This is a genomic window from Paenibacillus sp. FSL R7-0652, from assembly GCF_038595045.1.
Classification (GTDB): Bacteria; Bacillota; Bacilli; order Paenibacillales; family Paenibacillaceae; genus Paenibacillus.
In genome coordinates, this window is the sequence record NZ_CP152001.1 from 2,723,805 (window position 1) to 2,745,303 (window position 21,499).

The 21,499-nt window shown below is 48.1% G+C and carries 18 protein-coding genes; 14 read left to right on the forward strand and 4 right to left on the reverse strand.

Features of this window, described 5'->3' with window-relative positions; genetic code table 11:
- Window positions 1–4 precede the first annotated feature (4 nt).
- The 8 genes from MKY97_RS12560 (at window position 5) to MKY97_RS12595 (ending at window position 10,154) form a co-directional block, all read left to right on the forward strand.
- A complete protein-coding gene (locus MKY97_RS12560; RefSeq protein ID WP_342555740.1) occupies window positions 5–463 on the forward strand; it encodes a VanZ family protein in 459 nt (152 codons plus the stop codon).
- 132 nt (window positions 464–595) lie between these two features.
- Window positions 596–2,299, forward strand: coding sequence for an alpha-glucosidase (locus MKY97_RS12565; protein ID WP_342555741.1), 1,704 nt, complete (start codon window positions 596–598; stop codon window positions 2,297–2,299).
- Window positions 2,300–2,436: 137 nt separating this feature from the next.
- Window positions 2,437–3,129, forward strand: coding sequence for a metal-dependent hydrolase (locus MKY97_RS12570; RefSeq protein WP_342555742.1), 693 nt, complete (start codon window positions 2,437–2,439; stop codon window positions 3,127–3,129).
- A 239-nt stretch (window positions 3,130–3,368) separates the two neighbouring features.
- The gene (gene dctA, locus MKY97_RS12575) at window positions 3,369–4,724 is read left to right on the forward strand and encodes a C4-dicarboxylate transporter DctA (protein ID WP_342555743.1); all 1,356 of its coding nucleotides are present in this window, start codon (window positions 3,369–3,371) and stop codon (window positions 4,722–4,724) included.
- 301 nt (window positions 4,725–5,025) lie between these two features.
- Entirely contained in the window at window positions 5,026–6,747 is a 1,722-nt protein-coding gene (treC, locus tag MKY97_RS12580) for an alpha,alpha-phosphotrehalase (RefSeq protein ID WP_342555744.1), read from the forward strand.
- 28 nt (window positions 6,748–6,775) lie between these two features.
- Window positions 6,776–8,779: a PTS system trehalose-specific EIIBC component gene (gene treP, locus MKY97_RS12585; RefSeq protein ID WP_342555745.1), complete on the forward strand. Its 2,004-nt coding sequence runs from the start codon at window positions 6,776–6,778 to the stop codon at window positions 8,777–8,779.
- Between the two features lie 234 nt (window positions 8,780–9,013).
- A complete protein-coding gene (locus MKY97_RS12590; RefSeq protein WP_342555746.1) occupies window positions 9,014–9,868 on the forward strand; it encodes a chemotaxis protein in 855 nt (284 codons plus the stop codon).
- 19 nt (window positions 9,869–9,887) lie between these two features.
- The gene (locus MKY97_RS12595) at window positions 9,888–10,154 is read left to right on the forward strand and encodes a YkgJ family cysteine cluster protein (protein WP_342555747.1); all 267 of its coding nucleotides are present in this window, start codon (window positions 9,888–9,890) and stop codon (window positions 10,152–10,154) included.
- 101 nt (window positions 10,155–10,255) lie between these two features.
- Here MKY97_RS12595 and MKY97_RS12600 read toward each other — a convergent pair whose 3' ends face one another.
- Complete coding sequence (locus MKY97_RS12600) at window positions 10,256–11,557, reverse strand: MFS transporter (protein WP_342555748.1); 1,302 nt, start codon at window positions 11,555–11,557, stop codon at window positions 10,256–10,258.
- A gap of 77 nt (window positions 11,558–11,634) precedes the next feature.
- Window positions 11,635–12,345 carry an O-methyltransferase gene (locus MKY97_RS12605; RefSeq protein WP_342555749.1) on the reverse strand — a complete coding sequence of 237 codons (711 nt, stop codon included), beginning with the start codon at window positions 12,343–12,345 and terminating at the stop codon, window positions 11,635–11,637.
- A gap of 174 nt (window positions 12,346–12,519) precedes the next feature.
- Here MKY97_RS12605 and MKY97_RS12610 point away from each other — a divergent pair, with 174 nt between their 5' ends.
- Entirely contained in the window at window positions 12,520–13,422 is a 903-nt protein-coding gene (locus MKY97_RS12610) for a LysR family transcriptional regulator (protein WP_342555750.1), read from the forward strand.
- Window positions 13,423–13,476: 54 nt separating this feature from the next.
- Here MKY97_RS12610 and MKY97_RS12615 read toward each other — a convergent pair whose 3' ends face one another.
- Complete coding sequence (locus MKY97_RS12615; protein ID WP_342555751.1) at window positions 13,477–14,208, reverse strand: YoaK family protein; 732 nt, start codon at window positions 14,206–14,208, stop codon at window positions 13,477–13,479.
- Between the two features lie 230 nt (window positions 14,209–14,438).
- Between MKY97_RS12615 and MKY97_RS12620 the strand changes: the two genes are divergently transcribed.
- Window positions 14,439–15,185, forward strand: coding sequence for a GTP pyrophosphokinase family protein (locus MKY97_RS12620; protein WP_184191058.1), 747 nt, complete (start codon window positions 14,439–14,441; stop codon window positions 15,183–15,185).
- 41 nt (window positions 15,186–15,226) lie between these two features.
- Window positions 15,227–16,462: a multidrug effflux MFS transporter gene (locus MKY97_RS12625; RefSeq protein WP_342555752.1), complete on the forward strand. Its 1,236-nt coding sequence runs from the start codon at window positions 15,227–15,229 to the stop codon at window positions 16,460–16,462.
- Window positions 16,463–16,570: 108 nt separating this feature from the next.
- Here the strand turns inward: MKY97_RS12625 and MKY97_RS12630 are convergent, their stop codons facing one another.
- Window positions 16,571–17,200, reverse strand: a complete 630-nt coding sequence (locus MKY97_RS12630; RefSeq protein ID WP_342555753.1) for a hypothetical protein — start codon at window positions 17,198–17,200, stop codon at window positions 16,571–16,573.
- Window positions 17,201–17,363: 163 nt separating this feature from the next.
- Here MKY97_RS12630 and MKY97_RS12635 point away from each other — a divergent pair, with 163 nt between their 5' ends.
- The 3 genes from MKY97_RS12635 (at window position 17,364) to MKY97_RS12645 (ending at window position 21,495) form a co-directional block, all read left to right on the forward strand.
- Entirely contained in the window at window positions 17,364–17,984 is a 621-nt protein-coding gene (locus tag MKY97_RS12635) for a flavin reductase family protein (RefSeq protein WP_342555754.1), read from the forward strand.
- A gap of 180 nt (window positions 17,985–18,164) precedes the next feature.
- Window positions 18,165–20,318: an MMPL family transporter gene (locus MKY97_RS12640; protein WP_342555755.1), complete on the forward strand. Its 2,154-nt coding sequence runs from the start codon at window positions 18,165–18,167 to the stop codon at window positions 20,316–20,318.
- Window positions 20,319–20,568: 250 nt separating this feature from the next.
- The gene (locus tag MKY97_RS12645) at window positions 20,569–21,495 is read left to right on the forward strand and encodes an ABC transporter ATP-binding protein (RefSeq protein ID WP_342555756.1); all 927 of its coding nucleotides are present in this window, start codon (window positions 20,569–20,571) and stop codon (window positions 21,493–21,495) included.
- The last annotated feature ends 4 nt before the right edge of the window (window positions 21,496–21,499 follow it).

Here is a 21,499-nt window from a genome sequence, read left to right on the forward strand (position 1 = left end):
ATGCGTGAGCAGAAGAGACTGGCTTCACTCCAAGCGGATGCGTGCAGTGATGATAACATTAGCGGTGATATACGCGCTGATCATGTGCAGTCTTCTTTTTTTCAGGGGAAGGTCACAAGGCTTGAATTATCAGTATAATCTCGTACCTATGGAGACCATCGGCCCGCTGATCTGGCATAGAGAACATTTCACGACGGATACCTGGGTCAAAAATCTGTTTGGAAATATCGTGTTATTTATTCCGCTGGGCATCTGGATTCCGTGGCTGTTTCGCAGATATCGTTCCTGGGCCAAGTTGACGTCCATCGTTGTTCTCATCCTGCTGCTTGTGGAAACGTTACAGCTCATTACACGCGTGGGAACATTTGATGTGGATGATATCATTCTCAATACCGCTGGAGCCTGGATAGGATTTGGCGGATTTCGACGATTTACAGGTTTGGGAGGAAAGACTCGAAGCTGATCGCGTGGTGCGATTGAGGCTTACGAGTCTTTTTGTGTTTTTGCATAAAACCCAGGCTCAGGTGTTTATAAGGGTTTCTTTTCGGATAAAACATATTAACGGGTGAAATGCTTCACAAGAAAGGAAAGCGAGGTGGACGTTATCGTTTGGTGGAAGGAAAGCGTAGTCTATCAGATCTATCCGAGCAGCTTCAAGGATGCTGACGGAGACGGATACGGTGATTTGCAGGGGATTTATGATAAGCTCGATTATTTGCAAAGCCTCGGCGTGGATGTGATCTGGCTGTGTCCGATCTATGATTCACCCGGCCATGATAACGGATATGATATCCGTGATTATTACGCTATTTTACGAAAGTACGGCACGATGGAGGATTTTGATCGCCTGCTTGCGGAAGCGCATAAACGTGGACTCAAGATCATGATGGATCTTGTGCTGAATCATACTTCGGATGAACATGCCTGGTTTGCTGAATCTCGTTCCTCCAAGACGAATGCTAGGCGTGACTATTATATCTGGCGCACGGGTAAAAACGGGCAGGTACCGAACAACTGGGAGTCTTATTTTGGCGGTTCAGTGTGGAAGCATGATCCCGAAACGAACGAATATTATCTGCACTTATACTCGGAGCATCAACCCGATCTGAACTGGAATAATCCGGAGATGGCGGAGGAGATGTATGAGATGGTGCATTGGTGGCTGCAAAAAGGGGTGGATGGTTTCCGCTTTGACGCAGTAGCCCATATCGCCAAGGCTGATGGACTGCCGAATGCCCATAATCCGAATAACCTGCCTGTCGTGCAGGCGTATGAGCTGTTTTCAAATCTGGAGCAGGTGCATTCCATCCTTCGCAAGCTGAATAACATGATCCTCAAGCCTTATGGGCCGATGACAGTTGGTGAAACATCAGGACTTGGACCCGAGCAGGCCTTGGCTTATGTAGGTACAGATCGGGATGAATTAAACATGGTGTTCCAGTTTGAGCATATGTTTATCGATGCCGAGTCTTCGGGCATTGGCAAGTGGAATTACAAGCCATGGAAGCTGACAGAACTGAAAGAGATTATGAGCCGCTGGCAGACGGTACTTCACGGCAGAGGCTGGAACGCCAATTATATGGGGAATCATGATCAGCCGCGTCCTGTGTCTCGTTTTGGAGATGACGGTAAGTACAGAGTGCGTTCTGCACAGATGCTGGCAACCTGGATGTTAACGCTGGAAGGCACGCCGTACATCTATCAGGGGGAAGAGATTGGCATGACCAACGTGGCGTTCCCTGACATTGGCCAGTACAGGGATATTGAGACCAAAAATTATTACAACCACTATATTGGTCAGGGGAAATCCAAGCATGAAGTGATGGAGGCAATCTGGCTGAAGAGCCGGGATAATGCACGCACTCCTATGCAGTGGGATGATTCAAAGCATGCCGGTTTTACCGATGGCGAGCCTTGGATCGAAGTGAATCACAATTATACGGATATCAATGTGGCTGAAGCCGAAGTTGATCCACATTCCATTCTCCATTATTATCGTAAATTGATATCCCTGCGCAAACAAAATCAGGCACTGATCTATGGCGCGTACGAGCTGCTTTTGCCGGATGATCCGGAAATTTACGCCTATACACGCACACTGGAGGAAGAGCAGTGGTTGATTCTGATGAATTTCAGCAGTCATGAGCCCGAGATGAATTGGCCGGAAGGTTGGAATGAAAAACAAGCCAAATTAATGATTGGCAATGTGAGCAGACGTTATTCTACGGATGAAGGTGCCATTTTGCTGCAGCCATACGAAGCTAGGGTATACTGCAGGAAATGCGAGAGCGGTGAGTAGGCTGTTTGCAGCGAGATGACAGGTTATTCATCGGCATTCGAGCAGCAGCAAGTGACAGTTTTGCGCTCGCAGAGCGTTCTGAATTATAATCAATTTAAAGCAGGAATAAATCATTCAGATGTCAGGAGGGACCCGAATTGTTGAATATTACGTACCACGGACACTCCAGTGTACAGCTGGGCACGGAAGAAAAGTCACTTATTATTGACCCTTTTCTGCGAGGCAATGAACTTGCGGTAACCAAACCGGAGGAGATCAAGACAGATGTGGTTCTGCTAACACATGCACATATGGACCACATTCTGGATGCCGAACCGATTGCGAAAGCCAATGATGCCAAAGTGGTGGCAATCGTGGAATTGGCCACATATATGTCGTGGAAAGGACTGGATACCATTGGCATGAATATGGGCGGTACGGTGGATCTTGAATTTGCCAAGGCAAAGATGATTCAGGCGTTCCACACATCCGGTATCGTACTGGAAGAGGAACAGCGGATTATGTACGCAGGTTTGCCTGCCGGATTCATCATTGATATTGGTGGCAAAACGGTGCTGCATGCCGGAGACACCAGTCTCTTCGGTGATATGAAAATGATCGGGGATCGTCATAACATTGATGTTGCTTTCCTGCCGATCGGCGGACACTATACGATGGGACCCGAAGACGCACTGCAGGCGGCAGAGTGGTTTAATGCCAAGCTGACCATTCCCGTACATTATGATACCTTCCCTGCGATTCGCCAGGATGCAGAGCAGTTTGTGCAGCAGCTGGCTGCGAAAGGACTGGAGGGCCGCGTGCTCGCACCTGGCGACTCCATCTCCCTGTAAGAAGGAAGCGGATTTAAGGCAGGTTTCATAATCATAAAAAATATAAAAGGCGAATGATGCGTCAAGAAATATGATGCGTCATTCGCTTTTTTTGTGCTGAGTATTCAATTTTGAGCGCAATTTTGGTCATCATCACAAAATGAATGGAATGACATTGTAGCTGCAAAGACAGCAATGATATAAAAAGTTACACGGAAACCAACCGGACATCCGAAACGATTGCAAACGGGGGAGCGTTCATGACATTTGTGAAATCTTTATTTTTTCAGATCATTGCAGCAGTAATCATCGGTATTGGAGTAGGTATTCTGTGGCCCGATCTGGGGAGTCTCTTGCAGCCCTTGGGTACAGGCTTTATCAAATTAATCAAGATGCTGATTGCACCGTTAATTTTTATGGTCATTGTTACAGGTATCGCCAAAATGGGCGATCTAAAGTCTGTAGGTCGAATTGGGCTTAAAGCGATTCTGTGGTTCGAGCTTGCCACAACGGTTGCACTTGTGCTTGGTTTATGCACAGCCAATCTGCTTCGTCCAGGGGCGGGAATGAATGTAGACCCTGCCAGCATTGACGCCAGCGGAATTGAAGCCAAAACGAAGGGGTCCGAGCTTCCGCACACGGTTGATTTTATTATGAACATTATTCCAACAAGTGTCGTGGATGCCTTTGCTCAGAATGCCCTGCTGCAAGTGCTGCTTGTTGCCTGTCTGTTCGGGGTTGCCTTGGCAGCCACGGAGAGTAAGGCCAAGGAAAATGTACTGAATCTGGTGGAGCAGCTGCTTGGTATTGTGTTCCGGATGATCGGTTACATTATGAAGCTTGCCCCGGTAGGCGCTTTTGGTGCAATGGCCTACACCATAGGGGCGTACGGGGCTTCAACCCTTTCGTCCTTTGGACTGCTAATATTGGCTTGTTACGGTGCGGCTCTATTGTTCCTGCTGCTGTTAGCGCTGGCAGCCTGGTGGATTACGGGATTGAACTTTATGCAGTTTGTCCGATACACTCGTTCGGAAGTGATGCTTGCGATTGGAACAGGCTCTTCAGAAGTTGTGATGCCGCGCATGATGGACAAGCTGACTAAGGCGGGGTGTGACCGTGCAGTAGTTGGGCTGGTGGTGCCTACGGGATACTCATTTAATCTGGATGGAGCTTCCATCTATCTATCGTTAGCGACGGTTTTTGTTGCTCAGGCTGTCGGTATTGATCTGACCTTGGGGCAGGAGATCACCATTCTGCTGGTGCTGATGTTAAGCTCGAAAGGCATGGCGGGTGTTCCCGGTTCAGCTTTTCTTGCTCTGTCAGCTACGGCGGCAGCAGTGAATGCATTTCCGGTAGCAGCAGTGGCTCTGCTGCTTGGAGCAGACCGCTTTATGGATACGATGCGTGTTTTCACTAACCTGATGGGGAACTGCGCGGCAGCTTTTGTGGTTGCGAAGTGGGAAGGTCTGCTGGATCAGAAACGGATGCGTGCTGTGCTCTCCGGCGAGATTAGCGCCGCTGAACTGGAAGCAGAAGAAAAGGCAGCACAGTCTGCATTAAAGTTAAATGGTCGGGAGAAACAAGGCCAAAGCTTGTTGGCGCCCGAGGTATTATAAAGAAAGACCTTAAACATAACCGTTTGTTTTCCCATCTCAGTATGGAGGAACAGACGGTTTTTTTGGCTATCTAATACAGATATCATGGAGTTTGCAAAATAGAACTCCGAAAATAAATGTTACAGCGAAACCTTTAATGGGGAATGAGTAGAAGAAACGAAGTGCAGTGTGTACATAGAAAATAAATAGGACAATCATTTTTTAGATTCAACTTGTATATACATGTTTAGTTATGTAATATAGATGATGAAAATAGCCGAGGAGTCTGGTTAGAGCAATACAGCATATTGGAGGCGTTAACATGGATTTAAACAATATAGAGCCGTCATCGTGGTGGAAGAAGTCTACGGTGTATCAGGTGTATCCGAAGAGCTTCAACGATACAACCGGATCGGGGACGGGGGACATTCGCGGTCTAACCGAGAAGCTGGATTATCTGCAGCATCTGGGTATCGACATCGTGTGGCTGCAGCCGGTATACGTCTCGCCGCAGCGGGATAACGGATACGACGTGGCGGATTACTACCGAATTAATCCGGACTACGGCACGATGGAAGATTTCGATGCATTGGTTGCGGCATTAAAAGCGCGTGATATGAAGCTCATGATTGATATCGTTGTCAATCATTCCTCCACTGAGCATGAATGGTTCAAGCAGTCCCGATCGTCGAAAGATAATCCGTATCGGGATTACTATATCTGGAGGGACCCTGCGCCGGACGGCGGTGTACCAAACAACTGGCAATCCAAATTCGGCGGCCCGGCATGGCAGTATGATGAACAAACCGGGCAGTATTTTCTGACGCTGTTTGATAAAACACAAGCAGACCTTAACTGGGAAAATGAAGAGGTTCGCAGGGCCGTACGAGATATGATCAAGTTCTGGGCGGAAAAAGGAGTGGATGGCTTCCGTATGGACGTCATCAACCTGATCTCCAAAGACCAGCGTTTTCCGAACGACGACGGCAGCGTGCCTCCGGGCGATGGGCGCAGGTATTACACGGATGGACCGCGCGTGCATGAGTACATTACTGAAATGTACGAAGAGGTGTTTGGACCTTACAACATGGTCACTGTAGGCGAAATGTCATCGACAACGCTGGAGCACTGTATACGGTATTCGAATCCGGCTTCACGAGAATTCTCGATGACGTTTAACTTCCATCACCTGAAGGTAGATTATCCGAACGGGCAGAAGTGGGAACTGATGCCGTACGATTTTGAAGAGATGAAGAAGCTGTTCAGCGATTGGCAGACGGGGATGCAGGCCGGGGGCGGATGGAACGCACTGTTTTTAAACAACCATGACCAGCCCCGTGCGTTATCCCGTTTCGCTGACGATGGCGATTATCGGTCCGAGAGCGCCAAGATGCTGGCGACAACGCTGCATGGATTGCAGGGTACCCCTTATGTCTACCAGGGCGAGGAGATTGGTATGCCAAACCCGGTTTGGCATGATATCAGCGAGTTCCGCGATATTGAGTCAACGAACATGTATCGGCTGCTTCAGGAAGAGCGTGGTAAATCTGCTGAGGAAGCGTTCCAGATCGTAAAAGAGCGTTCCCGTGATAATTCACGGACACCGATGCAGTGGGACGGAAGCGCGAGCGCCGGATTTACGACGGGAACACCATGGCTCAAGGTGGATGAGAGGTATCCGTACATTCATGTGGAAGCACAGATGGCCGATCCGAATTCGATCTATCATCACTACCGGAAGCTGATTGCTCTGCGTAAAGAGGTAGATGTCCTGACGGACGGCTTGTATGAACGCCTGGATGAGGCTCACCCGGAGGTGTTTGCATATGCACGTTCTAACGGCAGCGAGACGTTAATTGTCGTATCAAACTTCCGTAAACAGGATACCGTGTTCCAGCTGCCTGATGCAGTCTGGAATGATCATATTGCAGGTAAAATACCTGAACTGCTTATTGGAAATACCGATGCCAAGCCTGAATTGACGCAGGAGATTTCGCTAAGTCCGTACGCGTCCTATATGTGGCTGGTACAGCAGCAGGACTAATTCCATTTTATAAATAGGAAGTGACACTATGGCAATCGATAAAAAACAGGTTGAGGAGATCGTCCGGGCGGTCGGAGGCAAAGAGAATATTGAAGCAGCAACACACTGTGTAACACGGCTGCGGTTTGCTTTATATGACGAGGACAAAGTGGATACAGAGCTGCTTGATCAGAACGAGTTGGTCAAAGGACAATTCTCCTCTCAAGGTCAATTTCAGGTGGTCATCGGCCCTGGGCTTGTGGATAAAGTATACGATGAGATGATTCAGATTACGGGAGGAGAGCGTTCCTCCAAAGATGATGTAAAAGCAGCTGCAGGCAAAAAGCAAAACCCGCTGCAGCGTGCAATCAAGACACTTTCGGACATATTTATTCCGATTCTGCCGGCAATCATTACAGCGGGTTTGCTGCTCGGGATTAACAATATTTTGACTGGGCCAGGCATTTTCTTTGATGGAAAATCATTAGTGGATGTGTACCCGGCTTGGAAAGATCTCGCATCCATTATTAATACGATTGCGAGCACTGCCTTTACCTTCCTGCCAGCTTTGATCGGTTGGTCAGCCGTGACACGATTCGGAGGCAGTCCGCTGCTCGGGATTGTGCTGGGCCTGATTCTTGTACATCCCGATCTGCTGAGTGCATATGGTTACGCTGATGCGGTGAACAAAGGTACGGTTCCGACCTGGAATCTGTTTGGCTGGGAGATTGAGAAAATCGGTTATCAGGGTCAGGTGCTGCCTGTACTGGTATCGGCATATCTGCTGGCCAAGATGGAGATTTTCCTGAACAAACGTGTGCATGATTCCATCAAACTGCTGGTAGTCGCTCCCGTTACATTATTGATTACCGGTTTTCTGGCCTTTACGATTATCGGTCCGGTAACATTTGCAATTGCAAACGCCATCACCTCCGGCCTGATCTATGTCTATAATTCTTATGCTGCGCTGGGCGGTTTGATCTATGGTGGTTTGTATGCACTGCTCGTTATTACGGGGATGCACCACACATTCCTGGCGGTAGACGTACAGCTGATCGGCAGTCAAGGTGGTACATTCCTGTGGCCGATGCTGGCTCTGTCCAACATTGCACAGGGTTCTGCGGCGCTTGCGATGATGCTGGTGCTGCGTGAGAAAAAAATGCGAGGGCTCGCGGCAACCTCTTCCGTATCCGCTTTTCTGGGGGTAACCGAGCCGGCGATCTTTGGTGTAAATATCCGTTATCGATATCCGTTTATCTTCGGTATGATCGGTTCTGCCATCGGTGGTGTGCTGCTTACGATGAATAACGTGCAAGCAACCTCTATCGGTGTAGGCGGCGTGCCTGGATTCCTGTCTATTTTCCCGGATAAATGGGGTGTTTTCTTCATCGGTATGGCCATTGTCCTGGTTGTGCCATTTCTGCTGACGGTCGTTTTTGGGCGGGCGAAGCTGAGAAAAGAAGACCGGCTTGAGGCGAACGGAGAGTCCGCCGAAATCCAAAGTCAGAAGGCTGCTTCTACTGACGCTAAATCCAAAGACATGTCTGCAGCCAGCTCTACCAACCCCAAGTCATCGGCTTCTCGTGTTAATATACTCGAAGTCATGGCGCCATTAACAGGTGAGGCGGTGCCGCTGGAACAAGTTCCCGACCCGGCCTTTGCCGAAAAACAGATGGGGGAAGGTATAGCGATTGAACCTTCCGGCAATCAGGTCGTCGCCCCATTTGACGCACAAGTAGCCCATGTTATCAAGAGCAAACACGCCGTTATTCTGGAACATGCGAGCGGACTTCAAGTATTAATTCACGTCGGCATTAATACGGTATCACTTAAAGGCGAAGGTTTCTCCATGTTCGTAAATACGGGCGATCGTGTAAGAGCAGGACAGAAGCTGCTTGAGTTCGATCGTAAAGTGATTGAGGATGCAGGATTCCCAGTCATCACACCCGTTATTATCCCGGATGGTCAAGAGATGGTCGAACGGGTTGAAGTGATGACGGGAGAGGTTACTTCCAATCGGAACGGTGTACTGAAGATCCATTTGAAAGGTTAAAGGATATATTGAATGTCAAGCAAGAGGCTGCGCAACCTGCAGCTTCTTTTGCTGTTTGCAGGTGTTATTTTCCAGGCGTATCAGATAAAATAGTTAAATCAACTAAGTTATTGCAATTTATGCGATTCACCCATTGTGAGGCAGCCAGCCCTGATGTAAACATCTGTCATGCTGTAAGTAAACCATAGCAATTGTACAAGGAGCGTTCCTATTCGATTGATAAGGAGGAAGGGCATGATTCGGGTAGCGGTGATGGTCATTCATGGACTGGGTATGCAAAAAGAAAATTATGCTGACAAGCTTATGACTTGTTTAAGCAGAGAAATGGATCGTGTAATGGTGCTGCCGGGAGCCGCCAAACAGATGCTGGATATAGAACCCGTGTTCTGGGCCGATGTGTTCGAGGAGCGGGAAGAGGCTCTGTTCCAACAGCTGGTACGTTCACAGGGATTGAATTATCAGGCGCTGCGCCGTTTTGTCATACACTATCTCGCCGATGCCGTTGCCTATCAGCCTGTGGAGAACCAGGGCCATCTATATGATGCGGTGCATCAAACGTTAAACCGGGCGATGCATGAGCTTTCCAGACGCAATGGGCCAGAGACGCCGCTTTGTGTCATCGCACACAGTCTCGGTGCTGTCATCGCAAGCAACTTCTTTTATGACCTGCAGTATCCTTCATCCAGCCGCACACCTGCCATTATTGACAGCACTTCGGCATTGGAGCGCGGGGATACACTGACGAACTTCTACTCCTTTGGTACAACCCTGCCGCTGTGGAGTCTGCGTTATCATGACTTCAGCAGTCCAATTCAGGTCCCCTCTTCTCAGGCGGCTCGAACTTTCTCGGGATTGGAGGGGGAATGGATCAACTTTTATGAACGTAACGATATTTTAGGTTATCCGCTGCGTCCCATTGACCCGGCCTATGCGTCTGCGGTAAAAGAAGATATTGAAGTGCATGTGGGCGGTCCGGTAACCAGCTGGAATCCACTGAGTCACGGAGGCTACTTTACCAGTAAAAGCATGAATCGTAGAATAGCACAAGGTCTGGCAAGGACGTGGACTTGGGTGAACCGTTCAATGTAACGCACAGAGGAGGATCATCATGGAATGCAGAGCTGGATGCGCCGCATGTTGTATTGCCATTTCCATATCATCGCCCATTCCCGGCATGCCCGAAGGCAAACCCGCAGGCATACGCTGTGTACAGCTGACGGAGGAAAACCGATGCGGTATATTTGGGCGAGAAGACCGCCCCGCTGTATGCAGCGAACTGCAGGCTGCTGAAGATATGTGCGGCCTTAGCGATCAGGAAGCATTTGATATTTTGACCCGAATGGAAGAGCAAACCGCTCCAAGCGAGGTTAGGTAACAACGGTATATGCAAAACGAATTTATAAAAGTACAAATAGAGCACAAAAAGAGCATCCAGTCCATGCATGCATGGGAGGATGCTCTTTTTGTATGTTTATTTTACTGCCGTACAGCCACAGGCCGGGGTTCCTTTAACATGAAGAAGTACATTAACGAAGAAATCACGTAAAGACTGCCTGTAATACTGAAGGTGACAGCATATCCCCAATACGTGCCGTATGTGGTAACCAGATAAGACTGCACGGGTCCCATCGTGGCCCAGCCAATCATAAATGAGGTCTGCATCATGGAGTTGGCAATCCCTCGGCGTCTATCCGAAATCCGGTCCACCAATATGGCGGATTGAATCGGGTTGGCTGCATTCATGAGTGCCTGTCTGAACAAAAAGCTGATGGATGCAATAATAAGCAGGTTTGTAAATCCGGTTAACAACAGGAATGGAAGCGATAATACTTGGAAAATGACTACAGCCCGTACACTACCAACTTTGGCAGCTAAAGTGGGACCAATCAGCATCGAAACAATAGTCATAATTTGACCGAGTGCGATGAGCAGACTCATGCCGCTCAAAGATACCGCAAAGCGGTTTGTGAAATACAGGTTAAGATAAGGCACAACGAGGCCCGAGCCTAATCCGATGAGCAGCTGCGTTATTACAAACTGACCAATCAGCTTGGTATCTCTTTTTTTTAGGAGCGTGTCAGGATCTGAGGATGGTGCATGTACAGCATGTCTGGTTTGAAGCGATGCATCTTCTGCCGTACTCCCTTTATTTGCGTCCGTCTGAGACACCGGATTCTCGGTTACAAACAGCAGTGGAATAAATGCGGCAAGTGTCGCAGCGCCGCCCATAAACAGAACCGTTTGCAGACTGGTGACTTTGGCCATGCCGGCGGAATGAAGCAGGTCTGCAAGTACGCCGCCGCCTAGACTGCCAAGAACTTGTGAAGCCAGCACGAGAGATGAATAATAGCTGAACATTTTGAGGCGCTGGCTTTTTTTAACGTTCTCTGCCAGATAAGGGATGGCAAGCACTTGAAATACACCAGCGAACAGGCCGGAAAATACGGCAAACCAGATTAATCCGCTTGCGGCATAATCGAAGGAACGCCCGATTAGAAAAGCGCCGCTGAATAATGCCCCTATAATCAACAACTTTTTGCGGCTGAATTTGTCACCGCTGAATCCAATAGGGATGAACATGATTGCTGTAGCTAGCGATTGGATACTGACAATCTGACCATTCATGGTGTCATCGTACCCCAGGCCTTGAATGTAAAGATTGTAAAGAACCGAGAACATGCCGTTTCCGATCTGATACAGCAGACTTGCCAGAAAGAAGAGTTGAATATTGCGGGACCACCCGCGAATCTCAACATGGATCTGTCGTAAAGCTCTCAAGTGATTCCCTCCAGTCTGCCTTTGCAGTGATACCAGTTTAACAGGAAAGGCAGATTTTCGGAAGAATTGACCACTGTTTATTTTGTTACAGGTATATCTTTTACACGAGCAATCACAAATCCATCATATCCTTTGCTGCCCACGGTTTGCAGTGCAGTGGCTTCAAGCTTGGGGTGACTCCCGATACATTCAAGAAAGGTTCTAACCCCTTGGACTCTTGCATCCTCACTGTGCGAACGGATCACTTCACCGTCCCTTACAATGTTATCCCCGATAATCAAGCTGCCGGGGCGAGTCAAGCGCAGTGCCCATCTCAGGTAATCCGGATTGCTGGGTTTGTCGGCATCAATGAAAATCAGATCAAAAAGTTCAGGGTAGTCTTCTTGAAGATCGGGGAGGGTCGTAAGTGCGGGACCTGTACGCAGATCCACCTTATGCATAAGTCCCGCACGGGTTAGATTGGCTTGTGCAACCTCCGCGTGTTTGGGTTCAGATTCAATGGAAACGATTCGTCCATGCTCCGGCAGGGCTCTGGCCATCCAGATCGTACTGTATCCTCCTAATGTTCCGATTTCAAGTACACGGGAAGCTCCCTGGATCTGAAGCAGCAGTTGAAGGAATTTTCCTTGATTCGGTGTGACATCGTGAGACGGTAATCCTGCCTCTGCATTGGCCTGTAAGGCATCCTGAAAAATGGGGTCATTCGGGATGAGCAGTGTATTCATATAATCATCGACTTGCCCCCATATTGCGGATTGTGCAGTATTGCTGTTGTTCAAATGACTCATCAAGCATCTTCCTTTCCATCAGCTGAATTGGGCTTTCTTGTAATTCAACTATAGACGGAACTAATGCATAAATAAAATATATATATTTTATGTTAATATATAATTAAGTTATGTGTCTTGATGGGAAGTCAAAATTGGTAAGCTGTATTCAGTAAGCAGAAGAGGTGAGAACATATGAATTTGCACGGTCTGCGATTGTTTCATGCCATCGTAAGGTATGGCGGAGTAACCCGGGCTGCGGAGGAACTGAACATCAGCCAGCCCGCGGTATCTTCACAGGTTAAGCGATTTGAACGTGAACTTGATATGAAGCTGTTTGGATCGGAAGGGCGAAAACTGGTCCTTACCGATGTCGGTAAACAATTAATGGAATATGCCGAGCGTATGTTTATGCTGGAGCAGGAAGTAGAGCAAGCAGTAGAGGATATGAGGGAGGGCAGGAAAGGTCTGATTCGTCTATCCGCGACGTATTTGCCCTCCAATTTTTTACTGCCAAGCTGGATCGCCCGTTTCAAACAGGCCCATGAAGATGTGGAGCTTGTGGTGAGCACAAGCAATACACAGACGGCTTTTGATCAACTGCTGTCTTACGAGGCTGAAATTGCAATCTATGGAGGCAGCGGAATCAGCCATCCTGGCGTGCATTGGGATAAGCTGTTTGAGGATGAAATGTGGTTTGTGGTACATCCAGACCATCCATATGCAGATCAAAAAATCGAACTGCGCGAGATGGTAGCAGAACCATTCATTATGCGAGAGAAAGGCAGCGCAACGCGTGAACGGCTTGCTGCTTTGTGCACAAGCAGCAATCTGCCATCTCCGCGAATTGCGCTTCAGTTTAACGGATTGAATGAAACAATTAGTGCAGTTAAGGCAGGATATGGAGCTAATTTCATCTCCTCTCTCGTCGTGAGAGAAGACGTTCAGCAGCGCAAACTCGCCCGTGTCTTCGTACAAGATGTTCGACTGGAGAATGTTATCGCGATCTGTACACGGGCAGGAGAGAGTCTGTCGCCAGCAGCGGGGCAGCTGGTTCAATGGATCAAACAGGAGGCACTTGCGATTCACGATGAATAAGGACGACTTCGCCAGAAGGAGCACATTCATATGTTCAGCGTTTCCCAGCGCCTCTTATTTCTCATCTGAATTGTGACGCGCGTGCTCCGTCGTAGCCCGGGAAGCAAAGCGAGCCTGAAGTGTTACACCAGCAGTGACCAGAACAGGCACCCAGACAGCGATCATCGGGATGTGATGGAACAGCAGGGCTGCCAAAATAACACCTCCAAGATATATCACGACTGCGCCTGCACGAAGATAGGAATCCAGAGACAAAGCTTTAAGCAGGGAGCGGATATCCGCATGCCTCAAACGGTGCAAAATGCTTGTAATATCTTCAATAACGGCTGCCAGATTATTAGTCAGCACGGTAGTGGAGATGCCCGCAATGCCGATTCGGCGAGCTGCTGTTGTCTGCATACCCATAGCAATTGCCAGCATGACAATTAACAGATAAGATAATTGCCCGGAGAACGGGCCGACCATAATAACAGCAAACAGCAGAAGCAGTACGCTTTCTGCGGTGAAGACGGCGGTGACCCGGGAAGACCAGCCATTTTTTGTTTTGACATGTCCAATCATATGCGCCGCGATAGCATTTCCTGCTATAAAACCAATAAGTGCAAGCATGGCCCGCAGTACAACAAATTCTTGAGCGCGGGCAATTGCGATCCCGAGCAGCACGATGTTCCCTGTCATATTGGCTGTGAGTACATGCCCAAGGCCGAGGTATCCGATCACATCGACCATACCGGCAGACATACAGAGCAGCAGCATAGCGTATTTTTGCAGATGATTTTGCTTCATATTTTTCAGTCCTTTCAGGCAAACATAACTCCTCCAGTATACAGCCATCGTCACGCTCTCATCAAAATGAAAATGAAAAGAAGCCGTGCGCTTCACGCCCAAAATTCGTTTATTAGTTTCAGATGTTTTATAATGGGATAGAAGAGATGCGCTGAGGCCCGTGTCCTTATGCAGCAGTGAACTTCAAGGAACAAACTCAAGACGTGTCAAAAGAAAGGAAGAAACCAATGATGAATGCTCCGCATCCGATTGATCAGTTCAAGAAATTCAAATACGAAATCACACGCTTTATGATGATCTATAAATTTGCTCTGGATCAGATGGAAACTAAAATAGAAGTGCTGAAAGAGGAATTTCAGTCCCTGCACGACTACAGTCCGATTGAGCATACCAAGTCGAGATTGAAGTCCCCCGAGAGCATTATGAACAAAATGTTCCGCAAAAATCACGAGCTGACGTTTGAAAGCATCAAACAAAATATTAAGGATATCGCCGGTGTGCGAATTACCTGTTCTTTTATCTCCGACATTTATCGGATCAAGGATATGCTGTGCAATCAGAGCGATCTGCGTGTACTTGAAGTGAAAGATTACATCCAAAATCCGAAGCCAAACGGTTATCAGAGCCTTCATCTGCTCGTTGAAGTTCCGGTATACATGTCTAATGGCGAGGAACGTGCCTGTGTGGAGATTCAGATTCGGACCATTGCCATGGATTTCTGGGCTAGTTTGGAACATAAAATTTTTTATAAATACAACAAAGATGTTCCCGAACATTTGACAAGAGAATTGAAAAATGCGGCGGACTCAGCTAATGCATTGGATCACCAGATGGAACGGCTTCACCGCGAGATTCAGGAGATCAAGGACGCCGAGAACGAACGGGATGAAGAGGAGCTGCGCCGGATTATTATTAATAATCAACAGTTTACGCTGCCGAACAATCTGCTGAGACTGCTTGGAGATGGAGAGAATTAAGGAGCGGAAACGGTATGCAATATGAAGGAAATGTTTTTTAAATGAAAAGTACACCAGCTTCATTACACACTCATGCTGCGCCCCGAATCAGGATGGCATTGATTCTAGGGACACTTTCGGCATTCGGACCACTGTCTCTGGATATGTATCTGCCCGCCCTGCCAACGCTGGCGGATGAATTCGGCTCGTCCGCTTCATATGCTCAGCTCAGTTTGACAGCATGTATGATCGGCCTTGCGCTTGGACAGCTGCTGGCAGGACCTTTAAGTGACGTACGAGGCCGCAGAACACCGCTGATTGCTGGACTGCTGCTCTACACGATCGCGTCCGCATTATGTCTTGTCAGCCCATCCATGAGCTCCTTTGTTGTACTGCGCTTCATTCAAGGACTCGCAGGGGCAGCAGGCATTGTCATCTCACGTGCGGTGGTCAGGGACGTGTACGAAGGACCTGAACTAACCCGCTTCTTCTCTCTGTTGATGCTTATTAACGGAGTGGCTCCCATCGCAGCACCGATAATAGGTGGACAAATACTTACGTATACGTCATGGCGGGGCGTATTTATTTTACTGGGCTTTATCGGTGTGCTGGCACTTCTTGCGGTTATCTTTGGTCTGGGAGAGACACTTCCCGCACCCAAAAGATCGAGTGGGGGACTGCAGCAGACTTTACTGACATTTGGCAGAATGGCCAGGGATCGCCGGTTTATGGGTTATGCGCTCACACAAGGGTTTGCTTCGGCAGGAATGTTCGCCTACATATCGGGATCACCGTTTGTGCTTCAGAAAATATACGGGGTCTCACCTCAACTGTTCAGTATATGTTTTGCGATTAATGGGCTTGGCATCATCCTCGCCAGTCAGATCGCTGGTCGCCTCGCTGGGAAAGTGTCGGAGACCCGGCTGTTAATTGCGGGACTGATTACAGCAGCTGCAGGAGGAACATCCCTTCTTATTGCTATCCTGGCAGGTGGCGGACTGGTTTCGGTGTTGATTCCCTTATTTTTGGTGGTTTCCAGTGTCGGTCTGATTAATACGGCTTCGTTTGCATTAGCTATGGCGGATCAGGCCAAATCCGCAGGAAGTGCATCAGCGCTCATTGGTGTCATGACCTTTCTGTTCGGCGGACTTGTCGCTCCCCTCGTTGGTCTTGGGGGCGATCATACGGCTGTACCCATGGGAATTGTGATCGCATGTGCTGACCTAGGGGCTTTACTCCTATATTTCATCATGATTGGCAGAAGCAAGTCCAAACTGGACAACTACACATCTGCATAGTACGTTTTTTGGTATAACCACGAACTGCCCGCATGGAAGCATAGTTTCCGAGTGCGGGCAGTGTTTTGTTTAACAGGACAGAAAACATGGAAAAGTGGAGCGTCGCCTCTAGCAGAGGGCAAATAAAATCTGGGTATTCAACAGAATTCCTGGTGTCTGGAATGGATAGAAGTAGCCAACGACAAAACCAAAGAGGTTAATGGCAGGCCACATCAAATACACATCATTATACGTAAACACGAGGGACCAGCGGTTATAACAGAAATTGGGGAGTAGACGCTGCTCCTGGTCACGTGGAGCGGCAGCGCCGGTCTGCGCAAATTGAACTGCTTGAGTCAGGCTTTGAGGCTGCTGCTGAAGGAAAAGAGGCAGCAGGCCGGGGCTGCTTTTGATCAGGTTATATAAGAACAACATTTCGGCTGGCGGCTGACCAACCGGGCGCGGGTAGGCACTGAGCAGGGATGGCAGATTCCCTTGAGCCAGCTGGGCAGGTACACCTTGAGTTGAACCCGGAACGGGGCCCGGAATACCGCCCGGAAAATAAGGACCCGGAGGTGTTCCCACGCCTGGAATGAAAGGAGGATACGAGCCGGGGCTTCCAGGGATGCCTGGCGGAGTCTGCCCTCCCGGAAGAGTGCCCCCACCGGGAAAGAATGGAGGGAATTGAATAGAGCGTTGATCTCCGTAACCTGTATAGCGATCATCATAATAACCTGTAGGGGAATATACGTTATTCATGTTCAGATACATCCTTCCTGTCATCTTATCTTATTCTGCAAACAGCATATGATGGCATTCGCCTATGTGTGATTCAGCGAAAAGGGATGATATAATAACGATGAAATATATAAATAAGGGAAAGTGGAATGAACTTCATGCGAGCAGAAAAGGGGACTTACATATGTATTCACTAAATCCGGAAGAACTCTCGGCTAAAGATAATTATAAATTAATGAGCGGTTCTATAGTGCCGCGTCCGATTGCCTTTGTAACTACGCTGTCAGATCATGATGGTGTCATTAACGCAGCTCCGTTCAGCTTCTTTAATGTGGTCAGCTCGGATCCCCCGCTGCTGTCCATCTCGGTTGGACGTAAAAATGGGGTCATGAAAGATACTGCTCGCAATGTACTTGCCCACCAGGAACTGGTTGTACACATCTGTGACGAGAGTATTATTGAAGAGGTAAACGAAACGGCAGCTCTTTTGCTGCCCCATGAAAGTGAGCTGGAACGAACTAGACTTACTACGGTGCCTAGTTCAATGGTTTCTGTACCCGGTGTTCAGGAAGCTCTTATCCGAATGGAATGCAAACTGTATCAGCATATTCCGATCTCGAATGATGCAGGTATCCCTGTAAGCGATCTGCTGCTGGTGCGCATTGTGCAGTATCATTTTAGTAAACAGGTTTATCGCGCAGACAAAGGTTATATACTGATGGATGAACTGAAGCCGGTCAGCCGTCTGGCAGGTAACGATTATGCGAAACTGGGAGACCGCTTCACCGTAATCCGACCAGAATAAATCAGGACCGCCAACCGAGTAAGACGAGCATCCCATGCCTACAGGGTATGGATGGCTCGTCTTTGTTTCGTTGTAAACATAATCATGTCCGGATCTGAATAGACTTGTACTACACAATGAACATGTCGCTCTATGCTTAAGGAACAAGAATTCCAATATATATGCAGAGGAGCTTGGGGTATGGGGTACCGAAGCCTAGCTGCCTTTATCAGCCGATATTCGCGGTTTATTATTCTCTTCTGGGTGTTTGTCATTGGGGTGGCAGGGGCCTGGGCATGGAAGCTGCCTGACATTGTACAGGATCACGGACTAAAGCTTGCTCAGGGACAGGCACAAGCAGTAGAGCGGATATTGGAGCAGGAATTTAATTCCCCGTCTGATCCGGTCATACTGCTGTTTCAGAAGTATCCCGATACTTCATTGACGGCGTTCAGGCAGTGGATCAAAGAACGTCTCACGGCAGTTCAGAATCTGCCAGCCATATCGTCGATTATTTCTCCACTGGATGCTCATACACAGGGAATGATGCTGCGTGAAGATCAGGCCTACGCGCTGATTCATATGAATATCGAGTCTTATCGAATAGGCCCTTCGCTGGAGCAGCTGCGTGAACTTCTTATACGGGACGAGCATGCTCACCTTCCGGGAACCATACACCTGACAGGGAAAGCCGTCGTGCAGCAGGATGTAAATGACTTGAGCTTTCGGGATTTGGAACGTGCAGAGGTTGTTGGGCTTCCCATTGCTCTAATGGTTCTGTGCTTTGCATTCAGAGGTTGGTATGCAGCATGGATCGCAGTGATGATGGGCATTGGTTCAGTAATTACAGCGATGGGAGTAACGGCTTTTCTTGGTCATTACCTGGAGTTGTCCAATTTTATTATTAATGTTATTCCGATGGTGGGAATGGCACTCAGCATCGATTTTGCACTAATTATTTTGAGCAGGTATAGAGAAGAACTTAAGCGAAATGGAGGCCAGACAGGGATAGGGGGCTCGAGGAGTGTAGTTAAGCAGCGTCAGCTTCTGGACCAAACCTTTCGCACAGCTGGCCGGGCTGTCCTCTTCTCGGCTGCCTGTGTGTTCCTTGGTCTGCTCGGGCTGTTCTGGATCAGACTGCCGATGTTTCTCAGTGTATCTATTGGTGCGATGATTGCGCTGCTGCTGGCTTTTCTGCTTAACATGACGTTATTACCTTCTGTTCTTTCACTGGGCGCGCGCCGAATATTTGGAGAGGAATTAACAAACGCCAGCGCTTCAGAACAATCAGCAGATCATAATAGGCTTGAACGAAGTTTCTGGCATCGCTGGTCCGCAATGATTATGAGACGTCCCGTGTGGATGGGACTTACAGGCACGATGATTCTGTTATGGTGTGTCTCCCCGGTGGCTCGGATGGAGCTATCTGTTCCGGATGCTTCTTCGCTGCCATCCAGAATGGAGTCACGTCAGGCAGCTGAGCAGCTGCAGCGCAGTTTTGGTCAGGATCGGGTTTCTATGGTCGAAATCCTCATTGGAGAAAAAGAAGTACCATTAACGGCCGTTCACCGGAAAAAGGCTGAACGCAAAGCAGAGGAGCTTCAACAGGACCCCAAAGTCGTTAGCATTCATTTGCCGCAGGTTAACGCTGCTTCTTTCATTCGATTAACAGTGGGCGTATACGGAGAACCGGGTTCGGCTGAGATGAGAGATTGGCTGCGGCAGACGAGATCCAATGATTTAACAGGCGGACTCGAAGGTATTCCGATCCGTTATGGCGGGGAAGCGGTCAATCAGGATGAGATCATGCATGAAATGTATCAGCAGCTGCCTAAAGTGCTTGTATTTGTAGTCGTGAGCAATTATCTGGTGCTGCTGCTCGCATTCCGTTCCATGCTGATTCCGGTGAAAGCAATCGTAATGAATCTGCTCAGTCTCGCTGCTTCTTTTGGCATACTGGTATGGGTATTTAACGAAGGGCATTTGGGAGTGGAACCGTCACCTGTAGCTGTAATGATTCCTGTGTTCATTGCTGGACTGGTATTTGGCATATCGATGGATTACGGCGTATTTATGTTAAGCCGAATTCAGGAAGTTTACAGACGAACTGGCGACAGTGACAAGGCTGTGCAGCAGGGCCTATCTTCAACAGGCCGTCTAATTACATCTGCTGCAGGTATTTTACTCGCAGTAACCGTCCCTTTTGCTTTTGCTGAAGTTGAAGGAGTGAGGCAGCTGGGGATCGGAATCACGGCCGCCGTGTTCATTGATGTTACTTTAATCCGTCTTGTGCTTGTCCCGTCCTTAATGAAATTGATGGGTAGGTGGAACTGGTGGCTGCCAGGCCAGAAGTAATGTTCTTCACCTGGAAAAACATGTTGAGATTGAATCCATTCCAAAGCTTATGTTAAAAAGAACGGATATTCCACAGCCCGCTGCATGTACACGGGTCAGGAATATCCTTTTTAGTTCAACGGACATTTTGAAACAGACATCACTAACTTCAATATTTAACTTATTCAGTAAAAAAGTGATGTATATTACATAAAACACGAACCTATTTAATCTATGATTTGCTTATTATTGTAATGTTAGGAGGGGAATCATGGTATCTTCAGTTGTTGAATTACGTGGATTAAGTCTGAGCCTGCAGGGCAGACCTGTACTTGATCATGTTGACATGGCAATCCGTCCGGCACAGATTAGCGCCTTAATTGGAGAAAATGGAGCAGGCAAAACGTCAACGATCCGATGCATTACAGGCCTTTATCCTCCAACAAAGGGAATGTGCAGTATGTTCGGAGAACCTGCCTATAATATGACCCAGAAGAGCAGGAACCGTTTTGGTGTGGTGTTTGATGAGGGCGGACTATACGGGGAAATGTCAGCTTGGGAGAATGTGTTGTTTTTTGGACGTCTTCGCGGGATGCGCAAGGAGACAATTGCAGAGCGATTCAGCAGCCTTGCTCAGCATTTTGAACTGAAATCCACTTTAAAGGCAGCACGGTTTTCCAAGGGTATGAAACAAAAATTGATGATTATACGTGAGTTACTGCATGAGCCCGAGCTGCTCGTTCTTGATGAACCATTTACGGGACTTGATCCGGATTCCAAAATATTTTTGCGGGATCAACTGAAAGAAATCTGTTTGAAGCAGGGAACCTCAATTTTTATCAGTTCTCATGATTTGTTTGATTTAGAGAAAATTGCCGATCACGTTATGATGATTCATCAAGGCCGGATCGTGGCAGATCAGACACTGGGGACCATAAGCGGGGTTACCGAACGTTATATCGCTGTATGCAGTCGACCAGATGAGGCGGTAAATGTTCTTCATAATATGGTTGGAATCCAAGTCCTGAGTCACGATGAGCAATCTGTAACCTTGGTAATCCAGCCAGAGCTTATTAAACAGCCGCTGCAGCTGCTCCTGCAGGAGGGTATTGAAGTAAAAGAGTTTTTCAAGGAGAAAGGCTCGCTGGAGGATTTCTATAGGGAAACCAAACAAGCTGCCGTCAAAACTAAAGTTTAAAGTA

Coding starts and splice junctions, on each gene's coding strand:
- dctA (WP_342555743.1), top strand. CDS start 3,369: ATGACATTTGTGAAATCTTTATTTTTTCAGATCATTGCAGCAGTAATC.
- treC (WP_342555744.1), top strand. CDS start 5,026: ATGGATTTAAACAATATAGAGCCGTCATCGTGGTGGAAGAAGTCTACG.
- treP (WP_342555745.1), top strand. CDS start 6,776: ATGGCAATCGATAAAAAACAGGTTGAGGAGATCGTCCGGGCGGTCGGA.
- MKY97_RS12590 (WP_342555746.1), top strand. CDS start 9,014: ATGATTCGGGTAGCGGTGATGGTCATTCATGGACTGGGTATGCAAAAA.
- MKY97_RS12595 (WP_342555747.1), top strand. CDS start 9,888: ATGGAATGCAGAGCTGGATGCGCCGCATGTTGTATTGCCATTTCCATA.
- MKY97_RS12605 (WP_342555749.1), bottom strand. CDS start 12,345: ATGAGTCATTTGAACAACAGCAATACTGCACAATCCGCAATATGGGGG.
- MKY97_RS12610 (WP_342555750.1), top strand. CDS start 12,520: ATGAATTTGCACGGTCTGCGATTGTTTCATGCCATCGTAAGGTATGGC.
- MKY97_RS12615 (WP_342555751.1), bottom strand. CDS start 14,208: ATGAAGCAAAATCATCTGCAAAAATACGCTATGCTGCTGCTCTGTATG.
- MKY97_RS12620 (WP_184191058.1), top strand. CDS start 14,439: ATGAATGCTCCGCATCCGATTGATCAGTTCAAGAAATTCAAATACGAA.
- MKY97_RS12625 (WP_342555752.1), top strand. CDS start 15,227: ATGAAAAGTACACCAGCTTCATTACACACTCATGCTGCGCCCCGAATC.
- MKY97_RS12630 (WP_342555753.1), bottom strand. CDS start 17,200: ATGAATAACGTATATTCCCCTACAGGTTATTATGATGATCGCTATACA.
- MKY97_RS12635 (WP_342555754.1), top strand. CDS start 17,364: ATGTATTCACTAAATCCGGAAGAACTCTCGGCTAAAGATAATTATAAA.
- MKY97_RS12640 (WP_342555755.1), top strand. CDS start 18,165: ATGGGGTACCGAAGCCTAGCTGCCTTTATCAGCCGATATTCGCGGTTT.
- MKY97_RS12645 (WP_342555756.1), top strand. CDS start 20,569: ATGGTATCTTCAGTTGTTGAATTACGTGGATTAAGTCTGAGCCTGCAG.